The 21,671-nt window shown below is 39.1% G+C and carries 18 protein-coding genes; 17 read left to right on the forward strand and 1 reads right to left on the reverse strand.

Annotation, left to right across the window (positions count from 1 at the left end):
- Window positions 1-172: 172 nt before the first annotated feature.
- From Q0Q99_RS04745 to Q0Q99_RS04810, 14 genes are all read left to right on the forward strand, one after another.
- A complete protein-coding gene (locus Q0Q99_RS04745; protein ID WP_293892223.1) occupies window positions 173-1,630 on the forward strand; it encodes a CoA-acylating methylmalonate-semialdehyde dehydrogenase in 1,458 nt (485 codons plus the stop codon).
- Between the two features lie 39 nt (window positions 1,631-1,669).
- Window positions 1,670-3,022 (forward strand): aminotransferase class III-fold pyridoxal phosphate-dependent enzyme, encoded by a 1,353-nt coding sequence (locus Q0Q99_RS04750; protein ID WP_293892226.1) that lies wholly within the window; start codon window positions 1,670-1,672, stop codon window positions 3,020-3,022.
- Window positions 3,023-3,129: 107 nt separating this feature from the next.
- On the forward strand, window positions 3,130-4,569 hold the full coding sequence (locus tag Q0Q99_RS04755; protein WP_293892229.1) for an NCS1 family nucleobase:cation symporter-1: 1,440 nt from the start codon (window positions 3,130-3,132) through the stop codon (window positions 4,567-4,569).
- 105 nt (window positions 4,570-4,674) lie between these two features.
- Entirely contained in the window at window positions 4,675-6,057 is a 1,383-nt protein-coding gene (gene hydA, locus Q0Q99_RS04760) for a dihydropyrimidinase (protein ID WP_293892231.1), read from the forward strand.
- Between the two features lie 31 nt (window positions 6,058-6,088).
- Window positions 6,089-6,955 (forward strand): nitrilase-related carbon-nitrogen hydrolase, encoded by an 867-nt coding sequence (locus Q0Q99_RS04765; RefSeq protein ID WP_293892233.1) that lies wholly within the window; start codon window positions 6,089-6,091, stop codon window positions 6,953-6,955.
- Window positions 6,956-7,071: 116 nt separating this feature from the next.
- Window positions 7,072-8,454, forward strand: coding sequence for an NAD(P)-dependent oxidoreductase (locus Q0Q99_RS04770; RefSeq protein ID WP_293892235.1), 1,383 nt, complete (start codon window positions 7,072-7,074; stop codon window positions 8,452-8,454).
- 91 nt (window positions 8,455-8,545) lie between these two features.
- On the forward strand, window positions 8,546-9,814 hold the full coding sequence (gene preA, locus Q0Q99_RS04775; protein WP_293892237.1) for an NAD-dependent dihydropyrimidine dehydrogenase subunit PreA: 1,269 nt from the start codon (window positions 8,546-8,548) through the stop codon (window positions 9,812-9,814).
- Window positions 9,815-9,940: 126 nt separating this feature from the next.
- Window positions 9,941-11,176: a M20 family metallo-hydrolase gene (locus Q0Q99_RS04780; protein WP_293892240.1), complete on the forward strand. Its 1,236-nt coding sequence runs from the start codon at window positions 9,941-9,943 to the stop codon at window positions 11,174-11,176.
- A 108-nt stretch (window positions 11,177-11,284) separates the two neighbouring features.
- Window positions 11,285-12,238 carry a 2-hydroxyacid dehydrogenase gene (locus Q0Q99_RS04785; protein ID WP_293892243.1) on the forward strand — a complete coding sequence of 318 codons (954 nt, stop codon included), beginning with the start codon at window positions 11,285-11,287 and terminating at the stop codon, window positions 12,236-12,238.
- Entirely contained in the window at window positions 12,231-12,629 is a 399-nt protein-coding gene (locus Q0Q99_RS04790) for a VOC family protein (protein WP_293892246.1), read from the forward strand. Before Q0Q99_RS04785 ends, Q0Q99_RS04790 begins: the two co-directional genes overlap by 8 nt.
- A 55-nt stretch (window positions 12,630-12,684) precedes the next feature.
- Window positions 12,685-13,023, forward strand: coding sequence for a TM2 domain-containing protein (locus Q0Q99_RS04795; protein ID WP_293892248.1), 339 nt, complete (start codon window positions 12,685-12,687; stop codon window positions 13,021-13,023).
- Window positions 13,024-13,431: a DUF2752 domain-containing protein gene (locus tag Q0Q99_RS04800; protein WP_293892250.1), complete on the forward strand. Its 408-nt coding sequence runs from the start codon at window positions 13,024-13,026 to the stop codon at window positions 13,429-13,431.
- Window positions 13,428-13,859 (forward strand): DUF4870 domain-containing protein, encoded by a 432-nt coding sequence (locus tag Q0Q99_RS04805; protein ID WP_293892253.1) that lies wholly within the window; start codon window positions 13,428-13,430, stop codon window positions 13,857-13,859. The genes Q0Q99_RS04800 and Q0Q99_RS04805 overlap by 4 nt, the downstream gene beginning before the upstream one ends.
- Window positions 13,859-14,659 carry a M48 family metallopeptidase gene (locus Q0Q99_RS04810; RefSeq protein WP_293892256.1) on the forward strand — a complete coding sequence of 267 codons (801 nt, stop codon included), beginning with the start codon at window positions 13,859-13,861 and terminating at the stop codon, window positions 14,657-14,659. Before Q0Q99_RS04805 ends, Q0Q99_RS04810 begins: the two co-directional genes overlap by 1 nt.
- 27 nt (window positions 14,660-14,686) lie before the next feature.
- On the opposite strand, the gene Q0Q99_RS04815 is transcribed toward Q0Q99_RS04810, so the two are convergent.
- Complete coding sequence (locus Q0Q99_RS04815) at window positions 14,687-16,504, reverse strand: lysophospholipid acyltransferase family protein (protein WP_293892258.1); 1,818 nt, start codon at window positions 16,502-16,504, stop codon at window positions 14,687-14,689.
- Between the two features lie 164 nt (window positions 16,505-16,668).
- Between Q0Q99_RS04815 and Q0Q99_RS04820 the strand changes: the two genes are divergently transcribed.
- The 3 genes from Q0Q99_RS04820 (at window position 16,669) to Q0Q99_RS04830 (ending at window position 21,638) form a co-directional block, all read left to right on the forward strand.
- Window positions 16,669-17,430, forward strand: coding sequence for an exodeoxyribonuclease III (locus tag Q0Q99_RS04820; protein WP_293892260.1), 762 nt, complete (start codon window positions 16,669-16,671; stop codon window positions 17,428-17,430).
- 115 nt (window positions 17,431-17,545) lie between these two features.
- Entirely contained in the window at window positions 17,546-18,511 is a 966-nt protein-coding gene (locus tag Q0Q99_RS04825; protein ID WP_293892263.1) for an OmpA family protein, read from the forward strand.
- 313 nt (window positions 18,512-18,824) lie between these two features.
- Window positions 18,825-21,638: a leucine-rich repeat domain-containing protein gene (locus Q0Q99_RS04830; protein ID WP_293892265.1), complete on the forward strand. Its 2,814-nt coding sequence runs from the start codon at window positions 18,825-18,827 to the stop codon at window positions 21,636-21,638.
- Window positions 21,639-21,671: the final 33 nt, after the last annotated feature.

A 21,671-nucleotide genomic window follows, 5' to 3' on the forward strand; every position in this document is an offset into this window, starting at 1 on the left:
TTTACCTATTTAACAAGGATATTATGGATTTATGGGTAGGCAAATTATTAAAAATGAAAACAAACTACCTTTTTTAACAAAAAATATGAAAGATTATTTTTTTTATACCGAATAATTAATCAAATTAGCTATCCTAAAATTTTCAATTTAACAAAAAACAATAGCGATTTCAATGAAATATTCAGCAATTCAGAATTACATCGGAGGAAAATTTGTCGATGCCTCAACCTCAAAAACAATGGATGTAATTTCTCCTTTAGACGGGAATTATTTATCTACCGTTCCATTATCAAGCGCTAAAGATTTAGACGATGCTGTGAAGGCTGCTCAGGCTGCTTTCCCTGCCTGGAGCAAAACACCAATTAAAGAACGGGTTCAGGTTTTTTTCAGATACAAAACCCTACTGGAAAAAAACCTTAAGGAACTAGCCGAACTATGTAGCGAGGAAAACGGGAAAACCTACGGAGAATCGGTAGCCGAAATAGAAAAATGTATTGAACTTACAGAATTTGCCACGTCATTGCCGCAATTAATTACAGGTGAATTATTAGAAGTGAGCCGGGGTGTTGAGTGCCGAACAGAACATGTTCCGCTTGGCGTTGTAGCCTCAATCGTACCATTCAACTTTCCATCGATGGTGCCAAACTGGACCATCCCGAATGCAATTGCGTTAGGAAACTGCATGATTATCAAACCTTCTGAAAAAGTGCCACTAAGCTGCGGAAGATTAGCCGAGCTTTTGAAAGAAGCGGGCTTACCTGATGGAGTTTTCAATGTAGTACATGGCGATGTAGAAATCGTAAATGCCATTTGTGATCACCCGAAAATTGAAGCAGTTTCGTTTGTTGGTTCGACCAAAGTGGCAAAAATTGTTTACCAACGCGCTACTTCAAATTATAAAAGATGTTTATCCCTTGGCGGCGCTAAAAACCACCTAATGGTTTTACCAGATGCTATTCCCGATATGACGGCTCAGAACGTAGCGGCTTCTATGTCGGGCTGTGCAGGTCAGCGTTGTATGGCAGCTTCAGCAATGGTGGGCGTTGGCGATGTAGATCATATCGTAGCTAAAATTTGCGACGAAGCAAGAAAGATAATTCCGGGAGTGAATCTTGGTCCCGTTATTAATAAGGAATCGCAGGAACGTATTGAAAATTATATCTCCCAAGCGGAAAAAGATGGCGCCAAAGTATTAGTCGACGGACGGAATTTTAAGGTAGCCGGAAAGGAAAAAGGAACGTATGTTGGGCCAACCGTAATCGACTTCGTAACACCTGAAATGAGTGTCGCGACAGAAGAAATCTTTGGACCCGTAATTTCCATCATCAGAACCAAAACTGTTGATGAAGCATTGGCTATCGAAAACAAAAATCCATACGGAAACGCGGCTAGTGTGTTCACCCAAAACGGCGGAATGGCGCGTTACATTATTGACAAAGCGAGTGCCGGAATGATCGGCGTGAACGTTGGTGTGCCGGTGCCAAGAGAGCCGTTCAGCTTTGGTGGCTGGAACGAAAGTAAATTCGGAGTTGGTGACATCACCGGGAAAAGCTCAATCGAGTTTTGGACAAAATTGAAAAAAAGCACAATAAAATGGAATGCCGAAGCCGGTGTTAACTGGATGAGCTAAAAAATAGAAAAAAGAGAAAAGAACAAAGAGAAAAGAAATATGATTACGAAAGAACAAACATTGACCAAAGAGCAAATCATAAGCGACAGCAAAGAGTTTAGTTTATTTTCATGGTCAGCACAGGCGGCAGTGAATCCAATTGCCATTGAAAGAGCCGAAGGCGTTTATCTATACGATTACGATGGCAACAGGATAATCGATTTTTCATCAGGCTTAATGTCCGTAAATATTGGTCATGGCGACCAACGTGTTACGGATGCGGTGGTTGAGCAAATGCAAAAAGTGAGCTTTGTAACGCCATCCTGCACGACGGAAGTCAGAGCAAAATTATCGCGTAAGTTAGCAGAAATTTGCCCCGGCGATTTGAACAAAGCATTCTATACGTTATGCGGAACTTCATCCATTGACAACGCGATAAAATTAGCAAGATTATATACCGGAAGACACAAAATCATTGGAAGATACAGAGCCTTCCATGGTGGTTCGATTGGCGGAATGTCAGCCGGTGGCGATCCTAGAAAACTGGCGAACGATTCCCAACAAATGCCAAATTCGATTCATATTGATGATCCGTATTATTTCTTTGGAATGAAAAATTTAGACGAAGCTACAAAGTTGAGTTTGAGTTTGGAATATGTGGAAAGAGTAATTCATCTCGAAGGAAAAGCCAATATTGCAGCCTTTATCTTTGAAGGCGAAAGCGGTTCGTCGGGTTGTTTGCATTATCCAAAAGGATATCTAAAAGGAGTAAAAGCACTTTGCGAAAAATACGGAATCCTATTCATCGCCGATGAGGTAATGAGCGGTTTTGGCCGCACCGGAAAATGGTTTGGTTTTGAAAACCACGATATCGTTCCTGATATGGTATGCATGGCGAAAGGATTGACTTCATCTTATTTACCATTGGGATGTTTAATGGTGACCGACAGAATTGCAGAAAAATTCGAAAACACTCCAATGATGATCGGCCTGACTTATAATGGTCACCCCGTAGCATTGGCAGCGGCTTTGGCAGTAATCAACATCTACGAAAGTGACAGATTGATTGAAAACACGCGTGAAATGGCTAAATATCTAGAATCTAGGATTGACCAGATGAGAAGCCAGCATCCAAGCATGGGAGCATTCAGAAACACCGGACTTTTGGGCTGCCTGGATGTTTTAAAAAATAAAACTACTGGCGAATTAATGGCTCCCTATAACGGAGCTGGAGATGATATGAAAGTATCTAATCAAATCGCCGCCAAAATCAGGCAGTTAGGAATGTACACCTTTGTGCGTTGGGGTTATATTTTCATCGCTCCGCCATTATGTGTAAACAAAGACCAAATAGATGAAGGTTTAGTAATTATAAGCGAAGCCTTAAAAATCTCGGACGAAGCTTTAATTTAAAAAAATCAAACATTAAGAAATTAAGCGTTTTAAGTAAGACTATGTTTAAAATCCTTAATGCCTTAATGGTTTAAAAAATCAAACTGTTTTACAATTAACCAAAACCAATGAATACAAATTCGGCTTTGTACAGCGAAGACCTGGCTCCAATTTCGGCTGAAAAGCGAACCTGGACAACTTGGAATTATGCAGCACTTTGGATAAGCATGAGTTTGTGCATTCCAACGTACATGCTGTCGAGTTCATTGATTGAAGGTGGAATGAATTGGTGGCAGGCAATACTAACCATATTCTTAGGAAATACAGTTGTTTTAATCCCGATGATTCTAAATGGTCATGCCGGAGCCAAATATGGAATTCCATTTCCGGTTTTTGCAAGAGCAAGTTTTGGAACGGCTGGAGCTAATATTCCGGCAATGCTTCGGGCGATTGTAGCTTGTGGCTGGTTCGGAATCCAAACTTGGATTGGCGGATTTGCGATTTTTCAAATGACACGATTGTGGATTCCATCAATAGAAACTTTACCCCAAATTTTTCCTGATTCCTTCGGATTACAAACCGGACCGGCAATATGTTTCATTTTGTTTTGGTTGTTGAACATGTACGTGGTGTATTTGGGCGTAGAGAGCATTCGAAAATTATTGGTTTTCAAGGCAATTTTTTTACCGGTTGCAGCTTTGGCACTTTTGTTTTGGGCTTTGAGCGCTGCTCATGGTTTGGGACCAATATTAAACACGCCGTCAAAATTTACAAATAGTACCGATTTCTTTCATTTCTTTTTTCCGGCTTTGACCGGAATGGTTGGATTTTGGGCAACCTTATCCTTAAATATTCCCGACTTTACACGATACGCAACTTCTCAAAAAGCACAAATCAAAGGACAGATTTATGGTTTGCCCACATCAATGACGCTGTTTGCATTTGTTGGCGTTGTAGTAACTTCGGCAACCACAATTGTTTTCGGAACAATGATTTGGGATCCTGTAGTTTTAGCCGGAAAGTTTGATAGCAAATTATTAGTAAGCATTGCTATGATTGCGGTGGCGATTTCCACATTGGCAACAAATATTGCAGCGAATATTGTAAGCCCGGCGAATGATTTTGCCAATTTATCGCCGTCAAAAATCGACTTCAGAAAAGGCGGATATATTACAGGAATAATCGGGATTCTAATCTTTCCATGGAAGTTAATTGCAGATCCAACAGGATATATCTTCACTTGGCTGGTTGGCTATTCAAGTTTGCTTGGACCAGTTGGCGGAATTATGATTGTCGATTATTATTTCATCCGAAAACAAACATTAGTCGTGGATGATTTATACAACACGAAAGGGATTTATTCCTTTTTAAACGGATTTAATTTCTGCGCCATTAGTGCTTTAATTCTTGGAATTTTACCCAATGTGCCCGGATTTTTAATGACGATAAAAGTGGTAGATGCAAATGCTTTTCCACAATGGTTAACAGGTTTATACAGCTATGCTTGGTTCGTTGGATTCAGTATCAGCGGATTTATTTATTGGATTGCAATGAAGAATAAAGGTTGAAAATTTAATTTTTTAACTATTAAGGCATTAAGAAAATTAAGATTTGTATTTTTCTTAATGAACCTTAATTCCTTAATGTTTGAATTTTAATTAATTTTTTAAAAGATGAGTATTTTAATAAAAAATGGAAGAATTATAACAGCTACCGATGATTATGTGGCTGATATTTTTATTGAAGGCGAAACGATTTCAATTATTGGTAAAAACTTAAATGTAAAAGCCGATACTGAAATTGATGCGTCCGGTAAATTAGTAATGCCAGGCGGAATCGATCCTCACGTACATTTAGATATGCCGTTTATGGGAACCTATTCCAGCGATAATTATGAAACAGGAACGCGTGCCGCGCTTTTTGGTGGAACAACAACGGTTATTGATTTTATACTTCAAACGCAAGGCAAAAGTCTGCAATCGGCTTTGAAGGACTGGAAAGGGAGAAGCGATAATAATGCGGTTGGTGACTACAGTTTTCATATGGCAGTAACCGATTTCAATGCCGAAACCAAAAAGGAAATTCAGCATTTTATTGAAGTGGAAGGAATCACTTCTTTCAAAACATTTATGGCGTATAAAGGAGCATTAATGATTGATGACCGCCAGATGATTGGCCTTCAGGAAGAGGTCAAAAAACATGGCGGATTAATCAACGTTCACGCTACTAATGGTGACATGATTGATTACCTAATCCAAAAGCACAGGGAAGAAGGGAAATTGTCTCCTCTTTATCATTATTTATCACAACCTGAAGTTACTGAAGCGGAAGCCAGTGAGCGTTTTGTAGATATGATAAATTACACAGGCTGTCCGGGTTATATCGTTCATCTAACTTGTGAAGGCGCTTTGAATGCAGTTCGTAACGCCACCAGAAGAAACCAGAATTTATTCGTAGAAACCTGTATCCAATATTTGATTTTGGATGCAAGCTTGTACGAGCAAAATTTTGAAGGAGCCAAATGGGTAATGTCGCCACCACTTCGAGAAAAGAAAGATCAGGAAACACTTTGGGCTGGATTGAATCAAGGTTTAGTACAAGTTGTTGCAACCGATCATTGTCCATTTATGTGGGAACAAAAACTAATGGGGAAAGACGATTTCTCCAAGATCCCAAATGGTCATCCGGCGGTAGAAAACCGAATGGAATTGCTTTTCAGTGAAGGCGTAAACAAAGGAAGAATCACACTGAATAAATATGTAGAGGTTGCTTCAACCAATGCTGCAAAAATCTTCGGGATGTTTCCAAAAAAAGGAACAATTGCAATCGGCAGCGATGCCGATATAGTGTTGTTTGATGCCAATGAAAAACATACGCTTTCAGCAAAAACACATCACATGAATGTTGATTATAGCGGCTACGAAGGCTGGGAAGTAAAAGGAAAAGTAAAAAGCGTTTTACTCCGAGGGCAAGTCGTAATCGATAACAACGAATGTAAAGTACAGAAAGGCTACGGCCAGTTTGTAAAACGAAATAAAGTACAAAGCAAGATTTAGAAAAAAGAAAGCAAGAAGCAAGAGAAAAGATATGTCACGAATAGTAAAATCAGGCTTAATCCAATTGAGTTTGGCCAAAACAGAAGGAGAAGGAACCATTCCCGAAATCATGGAAGCGATGCTGCAAAAGCACATTCCATATATTGAAGAAGCCGGAAAACAAGGCGTTCAGATTCTTTGTTTCCAGGAAATCTTCAATACGCCCTATTTCTGTCCGGGACAAGACAGCGCCTGGTATGCTTCGGCAGAAAGTGTTCCTGGTCCAACTACGGAAAGAATGCAGGTCTATGCCAAAAAATACGACATGGTTATTATTGTTCCGGTCTACGAAAAAGATCAGGCCGGCGTTTTATACAACACCGCTGCTATCATTGATGCTGACGGAAGTTATTTAGGCAAATACCGAAAAAACCATATTCCACAAACAGGTGGTTTTTGGGAAAAATATTTCTTCAAACCGGGGAATTTAGGATATCCAGTCTTTCAAACCAAGTATGCCAAAGTCGGCGTTTATATTTGCTACGACAGGCATTTTCCAGATGGTGCAAGATGTCTTGGATTGAATGGTGCTGAAATCGTATACAATCCATCTGCAACAACCGTTGGACAATCCCAAAATTTATGGAAATTAGAACAACCTGCTCATGCCGTTGCCAATGGCTATTTCATGGGCTGCATTAATCGTGTGGGAATTGAAAAACCTTGGAATCTCGGACGCTTTTACGGCAGTTCCTATTTTGTAAATCCTTTAGGCGAAATTTTCGCCTGCGCTTCCGAAGATAAAGACGAACTTTTGGTAGCCGAATTTGATTTGGATTTAATCGAACAAATCCGTGGCAAATGGCAGTTCTACAGAGATAGAAGACCGGAAACGTATGGCGAAATTACAGCGCCTTAAAAAAATAAAATAAACCGCAAATTCGCAAATTGGATAATTGAATTAATTAATTTTTTAAAAAATAAATTTACGAATTTGTGGTAAAGCTTTCAATTACAAATAAAACCAACTAGAATATGAGTATTAAAAATAACCGCTTAACCACTGCGGAATATCAAGAAAATTTTGCGGACATCCATCCGCCTTTTGAAACAGCGGATGCGGCGTTGACAGAAGCAAATCGTTGCCTGTTTTGTTACGACCCACCTTGTATGAAGTCATGCCCGACGTCCATCAACGTGCCAAAATTCATCAAGCAAATTGCTACTGATAACCTAAAGGGTTCAGCACACACCATTTTTGCTTCCAACATTATGGGCGCTGGTTGTAGTAAAGTGTGCCCGGTAGAAAAATTATGTGAAGGTGCCTGCGTATACAATCTGATGCACGAGGAACCAATTAACATTGCCCGTCTCCAACGCTATTCTACCGAAAAGGCAATGGACAATAATTGGCAATTATTCAAAAGAAAACCATCAAAAGGTAAAAGAGTTGCGATTGTCGGCGCTGGTCCGGCCGGATTAAGTTGCGCGCACACTTTGAGTCGTGAAGGAATCGATGTAACCATTTATGAAAAAGAAGCCAAAGGCGGCGGATTAATGACTTACGGAATTGCAGCTTATAAAGTAACTCCAGAATTCTGCGAAGATGAAGTGAACTATATTACTTCCATTGGGGGGATCGAAATTAAATACAACCAAGAATTTGGAAAGGATATTACGTTAGCCCAATTACAACAAAACTACGATGCCGTTTATATGGCGTTCGGAGTTGGATTGGCGCGCCAATTAGATATTCCGGGCGAACATTTGGAAGGAGTTGAAGACGCGATAAAATTTATTTACGAATTACGCGACAATGCCTATTCCAAAATTGCCGTTGGCGATAAAGTAGCGGTAATCGGAATGGGAATGACCGCTATTGATGCGGCAACGCAGGCAAAACGATTGGGTGCGAGCGATGTAACTCTGGTTTATAGAAGAACACAAGCCGAAATGCCGTGTACCCAAAAAGAACTTGACATTGCAAAACTTGACGGCTGCAAAATCATGTGGCTTACCTCTCCAAAGGAAATTTTGGGTAATGGAAAGGTAACTCAATTAGTTTGCGATGTGATGAAATTGGGCGAACCGGATTCCAGCGGAAGAAGAAGCCCAATAGTTTCAGGCGAAACATTTACGCTTGATGTTGATATGGTTATCAAAGCCGCCGGGCAGATGCCGTTTACTTCTTTGGTAAACGATAATAATATTGAAAATAACAACGGAAAAGTAGCTGTAGAAGGAAAGTCTTCAACAAAAATGACTGGAGTTTTCGCCGGCGGCGATTGTGTAAACGGTGGAAGAGAAGTCGTAGATGCTGTTCAGGCAGGAAAAGACGGGGCAGCAGCCATATTGAAATACATGATTGGACCACATTACATCATCGAATCCGAATTAAAACCCACATTCAACAATTAAAAACTTAATCAACGTTAATCTCTTAATGGTTTAAAATTTTTTACCATTAAGGAATTAAGCAAGATTAAGCTAAACAATAAAATAGAAAATTATGGCAGATATATCAACAGATTTCCTCGGAATCAAATCTCCAAATCCATTTTGGTTAGCAAGCGCGCCTCCAACCGATAAATTAATCAATGTTGTCCGTGCTTTTGAAGCCGGTTGGGGCGGCGTAGTGTGGAAAACATTAGGCTCGCAAGTGAAAAATGTTTCTTCGCGTTATTCCTCCGTGAATTATGGCGGAAAGCGTATGATGGGCTTCAACAATATCGAACTAATCAGCGACAGACCTTTGGAAATCAATCTAAAAGAAATATACGAAGTCGTAAAAATGTTCCCAGACAGAGCAATGATTGTTTCCCTAATGGCGGACAACGACCGAAAATCATGGCATGATTTAATCATGAAAGCAGAAGATGCCGGAGCAATGGGATTTGAATTAAACTTTGGATGCCCACACGGAATGACAGAAAGAGGAATGGGAGCAGCAGTAGGACAAGATCCGGAAATTGCCAAAATGGTAGTCGAATGGGTAATGGAAAAAGCAACAATTCCGGTAATTACTAAGCTTACGCCCAATGTACATTCGGTAGTTCCAACGGCGCGTGGAGCCGTAGAAGGTGGAACAAGTGCATTGAGTTTGATAAACACCATTCAAAGCGTTACCGGAATTGATTTGGATACTTTGGTTCCAAATCCATACGTTGCCGGACAAAGCGTTTTCGGTGGTTATTGCGGTCCCGCCGTAAAACCAATCGCCTTAAAAATGCTAACAACTGTAGCGCAGGATCCAATTGCATCTAAGGTTCCAATTTCAGGAATTGGCGGCGTGAGCACTTGGAAAGATGCGGTTGAATTCATGCTTTTAGGCGCAACTTCTGTGCAGGTTTGTACTGCGGCGATGAATCACGGTTTCCGAATTGTTGAAGATATGTGCGAAGGTTTAAGCAACTGGATGGATGAAAAAGGGTTTGAAAAAACTACCGACTTCATCGGAAAATCAGTAGAGAAAATAACGCATTGGGAAGATTTAGACATCAATTACCATCATATTGCGAAAATCGACCAAGACAAATGCATCCACTGCGGACTGTGTTACATCGCCTGCGAAGACACATCGCATCAATCAATCAATGTCGAAAGAGGAAATCCATATAACAATTACACAGTTAAAGAAGAAGAATGTGTCGGCTGTAATTTATGCAAATTGGTTTGCCCTGTTGATGCCTGCATCACGATGGAAGAACACAGAGTTGCTCCCGAATATGTAAACTGGAAAGACTGGCAAAGAGAAGGCCGGCCGTTGAATGATCATTAATTTTGGGCGTGTCCCTTCGGGTCGGGCTTTCCGTTGCAATCTTGTCATTGCGAGCTTGCGAAGCAATCTCACAATAACAAGGATTTCCACTGCAATCCCTCACGCTGACGTTAAATTAGAAAACATATGAAAATAAACCCAACAAGGCTTCAATCGTATTTCGAAGCCATGTCCAAAATCGGAAAAATTGGTGAAACTGGAACCTGTCGCCCTGCGCATACGGCTTTGGAAAAACAAGGTTTTGAAATCGCCGGTTCCTGGATGAGCGAAGCGGGAATGTCGGTTCACATTGACAACTTTGGAAACTTAATAGGAAGACTGGAAGGCAAAAATCCTGACTTGCCGGTTTTGATGATGGGTTCACATCTCGATTCCCAACCTTACGGCGGAAGATTTGACGGAGTTGCTGGAGTTTTGTGCGCCATTGAAGTGGTTCGAACATTGCACGAAAACGACGTTATCCCTGAAAGAAGTATCGAAGTAATTTCGTTTGCCGATGAAGAAGGCTGGCGTTTTAACAAAGGCTTATTCGGTTCGCGTGGAATTTTAGGCAAATTTGAAGAAGGCGAATTGCAAAGAAAAGACCAAGACGGAATCACAAGAGAACAGGCATTAAAGGATTTTGGCTGCGATATTACCAAGTTTAAGGAATCAGAGTACAAACAAGGAAGCATTTTTTGCTTTTTGGAATTACATATTGAACAAGGCCCCGTTTTGGATATGGCAAACAAACCGATTGGCGTAGTTTCCGGAATTTCGGGACCGCTTTGGTGGACAGTCAAACTCAAAGGAATGGCGGGTCATGCAGGTTCTGTTCCAATGCCAATCCGAAAAGATGCTATGGTCGGTGCAGCGGAAATAATCATCGCCTTAAACGAAATTGCGACTCAGGTTCCCGGAAATCCAACCGTAGGAACTGTCGGAACCCTGAATGTTTTTCCCGCTTCGCGAAATATCATAGCTGAAGAAGTTACCATGACAATTGACTTACGCGATATTGATTTGGATAGAAGAAACCGTTATGAAAAACAACTTCGAGACAAAATTGAAGCAATAACCAAAAAACATAATCTGACGTATTCCATTTCCGAAGACACCAAAAGCGACCCGCGTTATTGCGCTGATTGGATTAAGGAAATCATTCACGCCGAATGCCAAAAACTGCAATTGGACGAAATTGAATTGATGAGCGGTCCATTTCATGATGCGTTGGCACTGTCTTACGTTTGCGATTATGGGATGATATTCGTGCGTTGTAAAGATGGCATCAGCCACAATCCGCTGGAATATTCCTCGTATGAGGATTTAGCGCTTGGGGCCAATGTTTTATTAGGAACAGTAACTCAGGTTTTGAAAAAATAAAACGAAACAGTACACGCCTTTCAAACCAACTTTAGCCGTCAGAGAAATTTGATGGCTTTTTTTATTGTCTTTTAATAAATAGTATATTTACTTCTTTAACACGCAACAATGTCCAATCAAGACGTCAGAATACTTCATATCGACAGCAATCATCCCTTATTATGGGAACAATTGGGAGAAGCAGGATTTCAAAATGAAGCCGATTTTGAATCCAACAAAGCCGAAATTGAAGCCAAAATTCACAATTATCAGGGCATCATTATCCGCAGCCGGTTTAAAATTGACAAGGAATTTATTGATAAAGCCACCAATCTAAAATTCATAGCCCGCGTAGGTGCTGGTTTGGAAAGCATTGATTGCGAGTATGCCATTTCCAAAAATATCCATTTGATTGCCGCTCCGGAAGGTAACAGGAATGCTGTTGGCGAACATGCACTGGGAATGCTTTTGTCCTTAATGAATAAACTGAATCGTGCCGATAAATTGGTAAAAGAAGGACATTGGATTCGAGAAGGGAACCGTGGTTATGAGTTAGAAGGCAAAACTATAGGGATGATTGGTTACGGCAATATGGGGAAATCATTTGCAAAAAAACTGCGCGGATTTGATGTGGATGTTTTGTGTTATGATATGCTTCCAACTGTTGGCGATGAAAATGCCAAACAGGTTTCATTGTCAGAATTACAGGCTAAAGCCGATGTTTTGAGCCTTCATATTCCATGGACACTTGAAACAGATAAAATGATTAATACTGATTTCATTAATGCTTTTGCCAAACCATTTTGGTTTATCAATACGTCACGCGGGAAAAATGTGGTGACAGATGATTTGGTTACAGCATTACAATCTGGAAAAATTCTTGGTGCGGGACTGGATGTTTTGGAATATGAAAAATCATCTTTTGAAAATCTTTTTGTTGACGCCCAAAAACCAAGAGCCTTTGACTATTTATTACAGGGAGAAAATGTTTTATTAACACCACATATTGCCGGCTGGACATTTGAAAGTCATCAGAAACTGGCGCAAACCATTGCGGATAAAATCAAGAAATTACATGAGTAATAAAGACATTAAAAGAGTAACAGGCTTAGGTGGGTTTTTCTTCAAATGTGAAGATCCCAATGCTATAAAAGAATGGTACAAAAACCATCTCGGAATTCCGGTAGATTCATATGGCTGGACGTTTTGGTGGAAAGACAAAGACGGCAAAGAATGCTCTACGCAATGGTCGCCTTTTGACGCGGACACCAAGTATTTTTCGCCAAGCGATAAACCGTTTATGATGAATTACAGGGTGCATGATTTGGAAGCCTTGCTAAAGGTGCTAAAAGAAGAAGGAGTAACCATTGCAGGAGATATGGAAACTTACGATTATGGAAAGTTTGGCTGGATTTTGGACCCCGAAGGAAATAAAATTGAACTTTGGGAACCAAATGATAGCGCTTTCTTATAATTTTTTATATTTTAGTCGAATAAATAAAACAAAACCAATAAAAACCAAACGTATTATGGACGCACAAAAAGTTGACATGTTTATGATTGCCAATAACAAGTATTTTGAAGGACACCATCTGAATGCTGTAAGAGAAAAATTATTAAGTTTAGATGATGCTAAATGGGCTTTGGTACAAACACTACAATTTAAAAATCCTGATACTGCACAAATTTTATCAGTTTTAGGTGGTCAAATTGGAATGGATCGCTTCTTTATTGGTGATACCGGGCTGGGAATTGCGAAATTATTAACGTGTGGCGGACTTTACATCTGGACAATTATTGACTGGTTTTCCATCAGTGGCGCTGCCCGTGAAAAAAATATGGAAACGTTCCAAAACGCATTATACTAAATGACACCAAGAAATAAGCTGTATGCCACATTCTTGACGGCAGCAATTGCCGGCTACACTTATTTTGCCATTTCACTTTATCGCTCGAAAAGTACTGACGTTAGTTTTTGTATGATTAAAAATGTGACAGGTTATGCCTGCCCTTCTTGTGGTACAACCCGGGCCATACAATTACTTTTGCAGCAAAGATGGATCGCTTCATTAGAAATGAATCCTTTCGGTATAATTGTATTATTACTTATGGCAATTGTGCCATTTTGGATAATAACGGATATGGTTTTAAAAAAAGACAGCTTTTTTAAATCGTATAAAAAAACAGAAACTACTATCAGAAAACCTTGGATTGCTTTCATTTTGATAGTGCTGGTATTTCTCAATTGGATTTGGAATCTATACAAACATTTATGATACACGAAACAACTTTTGTTTACAAACCCGGCGAACACGAACGCGAAAAAGCATCCAACAGCTATTTGATGTCTTTGGTAGCACTTATCGCCGGACTGCCGTTACCGATTATTAATTTATTGGCAACATTCTTCTTCTATTTAGCCAATAGAAAAGGAACTTATTTTGTTCGTTGGCATTGCACACAGGCCTTATTTTCGCAACTGGCTTTGCTCGGAATTAACAGCGCCAGTTTCTGGTGGACAATGTCTATTATTTTTACCGATGAAAAAGTAAGCAATCAATACTTCGCTTATATTTTCACCGTGATCTTATTTAATCTGTTAGAGATTTTTTCTACCATTTATGCCGCTACACAAGTCCGCAAAGGGAAACACGTCCAGTTTTTGTTTTTTGGAAATCTTACTAATTTAATATGCAGACCCTAATGACTAAGAAAATTTTATTACAAGCAGTTCTATTAGTAGCATCTTTTTTTCTGGTATGGTTTGGATTTTCCCAAGTCGATTTTATGAAGATGTTCAAAGTTGAGAAACGAACTGAAAATATGGAACACAAACTCGGTGATATGATTTGGAAACAAATTGAAGATTCTGAAGATATTGTCACCAATGACACCATTGTAAAATCATTGGATAAATTACTAAAACCATTATGTGATGCTAATGATATTGACCAAGATTCATTGAAAGTACATATTATAAAAAAAGATGAAATCAATGCCTTTGCATTACCTAATAATCATTTGGTAGTTTACACAGGATTGATTAAAGACTGCAAAAGGCAAGAAGCACTACAGGGTGTTTTAGGCCATGAGATAGCTCATATTGAAAACCATCACGTGATGAAAAAACTATCAAAAGAAATTGGCTATTCGGTATTATTGACTGCTGCCGGAGGTTCAAAAGGAGGCCAGATGGCGAGAGAGATACTGAAAACACTTTCCTCTTCTGCTTATGACAGATCTCTCGAAAAAGAAGCTGATATTGCCAGTGTTAAATATATGATAGAAGCCAAAATTGACCCCAGACCTATGGCGGATTTTATGTATCAGATGGCGCAGGATATCAGAATTGATAAAAGCATGTATTGGATTGCCGATCATCCGGAATCCGAAGAGCGAGCCAAATATATTTTGGAATATATCAAAGGCAAGAAGTTAAAAAGTAACCCCACACTTTCTGAAAAAGATTGGAAAACGTTTCAGGAACAAGTTGGAAATGAATAAAAAAGTCCCGATTAGTTCGGGACTTTTTTATTTATCATGCTTTTCTTTTCTCTCGAGCTCTGCCTGAAATTCTTCCATCACTGGCTTCATGGTGCTTTCAGGAATATCTGCAATCCGAATGTACATCAAACCATCAATAGCATTGTTAAATTTTGGGTCAACATTGAACGCCACTAATTTAGCATTTTGCTTTATATATTTTTTTATAAGCACTGGAAGTCTCAAATTTCCAGGCTCCAATTCATCAATAATTTTATCAAACTTATTCAAATCGGCTTCCGCTTCATCAAAAATAAAGTCTTTATCCGCGTCTTTTAGCTTTACTTTAAATTCCTTTTTAGGATGAATGTATTGCGCAATGTAGGGATCATAATAATTAGATTTCATAAACTCAATCATTAACGATTTTGAGAAATCAGTAAATTGATTGCTGATACTTACACCACCAAGGAGGAATTTGTGTTCCGGATAACGCAAGGTTGTATGTATAATGCCACGCCACAATAAAAACAAAGGCATAGGTTTTTGCTGGTAATCTTTAACGATAAAAGCTCTTCCCATTTCAATGGATTGCCTCATCATTTCGTGCAATTCTGATTCAAGCCGGAATAAATCATTCAGGTAAAAACCATCCATGCCATATTTTGGAAAAATCTCTGAACCCAATCCCATTCGGTAAGCACCGGCAACACGTTTCGCGTCTTCATCCCACAAAAACATGTGATGATAATATTGATCATATTTATCTAAATCAATTGACTCGTTGGTTCCTTCGCCGACCTCACGAAAAGTGATTTCACGTAATCTTCCTATCTCATGCAGGATATTCGGAATTTTATTGGCTTCTGTAAAAAAAACTTCGTAGTTCTTGCTTTGAAAAAATCTACAATCTGTTTCCCTCAATTTCTTTACTTCGTCCACCATTTTCTCATGATTGGCAGCAAACACTATTTCTTTTGGTGCTTTTGGAGTTTTTAAGTTCAGGTTTAAGTTCAGATTCTGTGAGCTTAATAACTTATTTGCCTCGTTGAATGAATTGGACAACATATAAGTCTTTCTTCTAAGGAATTCAGCATATTCTTCGATGCTTTTGTGCTCATTTTGTTCGGCAACAGAAATAGGTTTCCCAATGCGAACTTTAATTACCCTGTCTTTTTGGGTCAATAATTCCGAAGGCAATTTTGCTGTTCTTAAGGTTGGATTTATTTTGGACAGCAAATAGAAAAAGCGACTGTTTTTGGCATGGAAATAAATCGGAATTACAGGAACCTGTGCCTTGCGAATTACCTTTATAGCGCCTTCTTCCCAAACTTTATCTACAACTAATTTCCCATCCTTATAGGTAGAAACTTCTCCGGCAGGGAACATTCCCAACGGTTTTCCATCGCTCAAATGACGCAGTGTTTCTTTGATTCCAATTACGCTCGATTTTGCATCCTTTCGGTCTTCAAAAGGATTTACCGGCATAATGTATTGTTTCATTGGTTCGATGCGATGCAAAAGAAAATTAGCTATAATCTTAAAGTCTGGTTCTTTTTCGAGCATCAGTTTCAATAACAAAATACCGTCAATTCCGCCTAATGGATGATTGGAAATGGTAATATAAGCCCCATCTTTTGGCAAACGTTTAAAATCTTCTTCCGGAATTTCAAATTTGATTTGAAGCTCATCCAAAATAGCATTGAGGAATCCCACTTCGCTCAGATGTTTATTCCTGTCATACATTTTATTTAGGGTAGAAATCTTTAAGGCTTTCATTAACATCCAACCAAAAAAAGTGCCGAAAACGCCGTACTTCTCAGTGTTAATTGCTTTTGAAACTTCTTTGGCCGTAACTAAACCCATGTATAACTTTTGGTTTTTGAGTAGGAAACAAAGATAGCAATTCTAGCGAAACAGGGGTAACAAAAAGAGGAAATCACTCCCGGTTTTATAAATTTTATTATTGATTTTGGGTTTCAAATGTTTAAGTTTTTATCTACATTTGAACAAACTCTGAACAACATTTAATGCGGATTATTTCTTATAACGTTAATGGCATTCGGGCGGCTATCGCCAAAGGATTTTTAGATTGGCTGCAACAGGCAGATCCGGATGTAATTTGCCTTCAGGAAATAAAAGCTACCGAAGACCAGATTCCAACTGAAGCCATCACCGCTGCCGGATATCCGTATCAATATTATTTTTCGGCACAAAAAAAAGGGTATAGCGGTGTTGCCATTTTATCCAAAACAAAACCCAACCGGGTGGTTCATGGAACTGAAGTTACACATATGGATTTTGAAGGAAGAAATCTCAGGGCTGATTTTGACAATATTTCGGTGATGAGTTTGTATTTGCCTTCGGGCACCAATCTTGACCGGTTGGACCACAAGTTCAAATACATGGATGATTTTCAGAATTACATTGATGCTTTAAAAAAGCAAATCCCTAATCTTGTCATTTGTGGTGATTACAATATTTGCCACGAAGCAATTGATATCCATGACCCAATAAGGAACAAAGCGGTTTCCGGATTTTTACCCGAAGAACGAGCATGGCTGGATAAGTTTATGAAGTCCGGCTTCATTGACAGCTTCCGGCATTTTAATAAAGAACCTCATAATTATAGTTGGTGGAGTTATCGTGCAGGTGCAAGAGGGAATAATAAAGGTTGGCGCCTCGATTACAATTTGGTAAGCGAAAATCTAAAGGACAGAATGAGCCGAGCCGTTATTTTAAAAGGAGCAATACATTCTGACCATTGTCCGGTTTTGGTAGAGATAGATTAAGAGAAGCAAGAAGCAAGAAGAAGCAAGAAGAAAGAAACAAGAGACCCGAGGCGTAGCCGAATTGTATGGAGCGCAGCGTAATAAAAAGAGTATAGAACATAGAAAATAGAAGATAATGATAAGAAAAATAGTTTTTTGCCTGACAATAATAAGCATGATGACATCATGTGTATCCAAAAAAATCTACAACGATTTGGAAAACAAATACACCGATTTAAAGAAAGAAAACCGTTTGATTGCGGATGAAAATGATGAATTGCACAAAGCCAACGCCGACTTTGATTCGGTTAACCGTTCGCTTCAGGCGGAGTTGGAAGCATTAAAAGCAGATAAAGCCAAACTTCAGGCTGACTGTACCGCAACGAGCAACAACCTTAAAGCGTTGCAGGATTCCTATGCCGCTCTTGAGAAAAACAGCAACGATGCCTTGGAAACCAATATGGCAAAGAATCGTGATTTGCTGGCCCAACTTGACGCTAAAGAAAAAATACTGGCGGCAGAGCAGGACCGTTTGAATAAGCTAAGCAGCGAATTGGCATCAAATACCAAACGATTAAACGAATTGGAAAGCATGATTGCTGCAAAAGATGCCGCTATGAAAAAACTAAAAGACACCTTGTCAAAAGCGTTAAATGCCTTTGAAGGAAAAGGGCTTACCGTACAAATGAAGAACGGAAAAGTGTATGTGTCAATGGAAAATAAATTGCTTTTCCAAACCGGTAGCTGGGCTGTTGGTTCTGAAGGAAGAAGCGCAGTAGTTGAGGTTGGGAAAGTTTTGGCTCAAAATCCTGATATTACCGTTTTGATTGAAGGGCATACCGATAACGATAAAATCCTTGGAAACATTGGCGGCGGAATAGAAAACAACTGGGACTTGTCTACCAAAAGAGCGACAGCCATTGTAAATATTTTGTCTGAAAATAGCGGAATCAGAAAACAAAACTTAACCGCAGCCGGTCGTGGTGAATTTGCGCCACTACTGAGTAACGACACCAATGAAGGCAAAGCTAAAAACCGGAGAATTGAAGTGATACTAACGCCAAAATTAGACGAGATTTCTAAGATGCTGAATGAGTTTTAGGAATTGGGAAAAGCCAATAGGCAGTAAGTTTTTTTTATGGCCAATACGGTCGACAGTTTGTTTTCCAACACATAATTTTTTTCTCCACCAATACGGTAGACAAAAAAATTATGCAGCCTCGACAAAATGTTGAAGCCACGTCGAGAAAATGTTGAAGCCACGTCTACAAAATGTTGAAGCCGCGTCGAAGGATTGTTTAGGCTGCATGATTTTTTGAATGTATTTGGTTATCGATAGCGATGCGATTAAATGAGTCTTTTACAACTTTTTTTCTTACAGTCTATTTGTATATATTTGAAGCTCAAACTATTTTATGAAAAAACTTTACACACTATTGATTATTGCGTTTATTGGATTTGTTGGCAAGGCGCAGATTGTGAATATACCGGATGCTACTTTTAAAGCAAAGTTGTTGGCAGCGAGCACTTCATTCCACATAGCATCAACGCAAATCCCGAACGCTTCAGGGCAAGTAACGGTCTACACTAAAATTGACATTAATAATGATGGAGAAATACAAGCCAGTGAAGCTTTGGCCATTAAATGGCTCACCCTGGGTCTTAATGTCAGCAGTACCAGTGGCCACATAGTGGATTTGACAGGAATAAATTCTTTTCAAAATTTACTGTATTTGAATTGTGGCGGACAACATTTAACGACTTTAGATGCCACTAGTCTGATTAATCTTAAGACGTTGCAGTGCAATAGTGATCAGCTAACAAGTATTAACGTAAGCGGGTTATTCAATCTTCAAACCTTAAACTGCAGCGTTAACCAACTTATATCAATAGATGTTAGTTCGTTAACCAGTCTTCTGGATTTTAATTGCCAGGCAAATCAACTACCCACTATTGATGTGAGCACAGCAATGAACCTTCAATCCTTAAATTGCTCACAGAACCTGATGCCCGGCATAGATTTAAATGGCCTAACCAATCTAAAAACTTTGCATTGTGGCTATAATCAATTTACCACAGTAGACCTGAGCACAGTACCGCTTTTGGAGACTTTTAGCTGTGGTTTTAATCAACTGACCAATATCGATCTAAGTCACGTTCCTAATCTTAGATACATCCTTTGTACCCATAACATGTTGACGGCTTTGGATGTAAGTTTAGTGCCCAACCTTCAATATTTATATTGTTATGACAACCAAATCACCAGTTTAGAGGTAACAGGATTAACCAGTCTGAATGGTTTAGGTTTTAGTAATAACCAGATTTCAAGTATCGATGTAAGCGGATTGATTAATCTTGCATTTTTTTATTGTGACAACAACCTACTTCCAAGTGTAAACCTGAGCGGATTAACCAGTCTTTATAGTCTTGACTGTGGAAGCAATCCAATTCCAAGTTTAAATCTGACCGGACTAACGAATCTTAACTATTTGGAATGTGCTAATGCCCAACTCACAACATTAAATCTAACCGGATTGACAAATCTTCAATATTTAGATTGCCGTAATAATCAGCTTACGGGTATAGATGTAAACGGATTGCCTAATTTTCATAAGTTATATTGTATTGACAACCTGATTACCACTATAGATGTAACCGGGGTAACCGGGTTACAGGAATTGTTTTGCGATAACAATCACCTGACCTCGTTATTCATTAAAAATGGAGCTGTAGAAAATTTGTCTTTTGACTCCAATCCCAATCTGGAATACATTTGTGCAGATGAGAGTCAAATTAGCCAAATACAAGATTTAATACTGGGGTATAATTACAATAATTGCCATGTAAACTCGTATTGCAGTTTTGTGCCGGGCGGGACTTTCTATACAATACAAGGCGAGAATCACTATGATAGTAACAATAATGGCTGCGAAATTACCGATGTGAACTATCCGAATTTGAAATTGAACTTTACCAATGGAACCAATGCAGGAAGTTTAATTCCCGATCCAACAGGAATATACCAATACGATGTGCAGGCAGGTACCCATACCCTAACCCCGGTACTTGAAAACCCTAATTATTTTAGTGTTTCCCCAACGACTGCAACCGTTACTTTTCCAACAAGTACCAGTCTTTATACGCAAAACTTTTGTATTACAGCTAATGGTATTCACCAGGATATAGAAATGGTTTTACTTCCTATGAATGAAGCCAGACCAGGGGCGATTGCCCATTACAAACTAATTTATAAAAATAAGGCAAGTGTTGCCGTAGATGGTTTTGTCAAGGTTGATTACAGCGGTAGTTCAAATGTTATGGTTTTTAATTACGCGTCTGTCCCGCCAACAAACCCTACGCCGTCCGAGTTGCAATGGGATTACACAAATCTGCAGCCTTTTGAAACCAGGACGATTACTTTTGGCATGTTATTAAATTCAACTACGCAGGTACCCCCTTTGAACAACGGGAGTACTATTAGTTTCTCGGCACTAATCACTCCATTCGTAGGTGATGAATATGTTCAGGACAATCATTCGCAAATAAAACAAAACGTGGTAAACTCGCATGATCCCAACGATAAGACCTGTATAGAAGGGGATACTGTCGGAACAGAGATGATTAACAATTATGCACATTATATTATTAGGTTTGAAAATACCGGTACGGCGAATGCTCTTAACATAGTAGTGAAAGACCTTATTGATACCGTTAAGTTTGATAGCAACAGTTTAATACCATTAAGTGGCAGTGCTCCATTTATAACCAGGATTACCAACACCAACCAGGTTGAATTCATCTTTGAAAACATCAACCTGCCTTTTGATGATGACCATAATGATGGCTATGTTGCCTTTAAAATTAAAACAAAACCAACACTTGTCGTGGGCGATACTTTTACTAATAGTGCAAGCATCTTCTTTGATTATAATGCGCCAATAGTTACTAATACTTATACGACTACCATTACTGCTTTGGCAACACAAGATTTTGATTTTAGCAGTGTGTACAGTTTGTCGCCAGTACCAGCAAAAAGCAACCTCACGATTACTTCCAAACAAAATGTTACGATTAGTTCGGTAAGTATTTTTAATACGCTTGGCCAATTGGTCCAGGTAAATACCAATCCAACTGAAACCATTGATGTTACTAGTTTAAAGACAGGAACTTACTTTATTAAAATTATAAGCGATAAAGGGACAGCCAGTTCGAAGTTTATAAAAGAATAACAAAGAGAAGCCGTCTCAATATTAAACTTTGAG

This window comes from Flavobacterium sp. (assembly GCF_025352425.1).
Taxonomy (GTDB): domain Bacteria; phylum Bacteroidota; class Bacteroidia; order Flavobacteriales; family Flavobacteriaceae; genus Flavobacterium.

What these genes read in the sequence shown, in the direction of transcription:
- Q0Q99_RS04770 (WP_293892235.1), top strand. Translation starts at nt 7,072, where the DNA reads ATGAGTATTAAAAATAACCGCTTAACCACTGCGGAATATCAAGAAAAT.
- Q0Q99_RS04820 (WP_293892260.1), top strand. Translation starts at nt 16,669, where the DNA reads ATGCGGATTATTTCTTATAACGTTAATGGCATTCGGGCGGCTATCGCC.
- Q0Q99_RS04800 (WP_293892250.1), top strand. Translation starts at nt 13,024, where the DNA reads ATGACACCAAGAAATAAGCTGTATGCCACATTCTTGACGGCAGCAATT.
- Q0Q99_RS04790 (WP_293892246.1), top strand. Translation starts at nt 12,231, where the DNA reads ATGAGTAATAAAGACATTAAAAGAGTAACAGGCTTAGGTGGGTTTTTC.
- hydA (WP_293892231.1), top strand. Translation starts at nt 4,675, where the DNA reads ATGAGTATTTTAATAAAAAATGGAAGAATTATAACAGCTACCGATGAT.
- preA (WP_293892237.1), top strand. Translation starts at nt 8,546, where the DNA reads ATGGCAGATATATCAACAGATTTCCTCGGAATCAAATCTCCAAATCCA.
- Q0Q99_RS04805 (WP_293892253.1), top strand. Translation starts at nt 13,428, where the DNA reads ATGATACACGAAACAACTTTTGTTTACAAACCCGGCGAACACGAACGC.
- Q0Q99_RS04815 (WP_293892258.1), bottom strand. Translation starts at nt 16,504, where the DNA reads ATGGGTTTAGTTACGGCCAAAGAAGTTTCAAAAGCAATTAACACTGAG.
- Q0Q99_RS04750 (WP_293892226.1), top strand. Translation starts at nt 1,670, where the DNA reads ATGATTACGAAAGAACAAACATTGACCAAAGAGCAAATCATAAGCGAC.
- Q0Q99_RS04830 (WP_293892265.1), top strand. Translation starts at nt 18,825, where the DNA reads ATGAAAAAACTTTACACACTATTGATTATTGCGTTTATTGGATTTGTT.
- Q0Q99_RS04745 (WP_293892223.1), top strand. Translation starts at nt 173, where the DNA reads ATGAAATATTCAGCAATTCAGAATTACATCGGAGGAAAATTTGTCGAT.
- Q0Q99_RS04785 (WP_293892243.1), top strand. Translation starts at nt 11,285, where the DNA reads ATGTCCAATCAAGACGTCAGAATACTTCATATCGACAGCAATCATCCC.
- Q0Q99_RS04765 (WP_293892233.1), top strand. Translation starts at nt 6,089, where the DNA reads ATGTCACGAATAGTAAAATCAGGCTTAATCCAATTGAGTTTGGCCAAA.
- Q0Q99_RS04755 (WP_293892229.1), top strand. Translation starts at nt 3,130, where the DNA reads ATGAATACAAATTCGGCTTTGTACAGCGAAGACCTGGCTCCAATTTCG.
- Q0Q99_RS04825 (WP_293892263.1), top strand. Translation starts at nt 17,546, where the DNA reads ATGATAAGAAAAATAGTTTTTTGCCTGACAATAATAAGCATGATGACA.
- Q0Q99_RS04795 (WP_293892248.1), top strand. Translation starts at nt 12,685, where the DNA reads ATGGACGCACAAAAAGTTGACATGTTTATGATTGCCAATAACAAGTAT.
- Q0Q99_RS04780 (WP_293892240.1), top strand. Translation starts at nt 9,941, where the DNA reads ATGAAAATAAACCCAACAAGGCTTCAATCGTATTTCGAAGCCATGTCC.
- Q0Q99_RS04810 (WP_293892256.1), top strand. Translation starts at nt 13,859, where the DNA reads ATGACTAAGAAAATTTTATTACAAGCAGTTCTATTAGTAGCATCTTTT.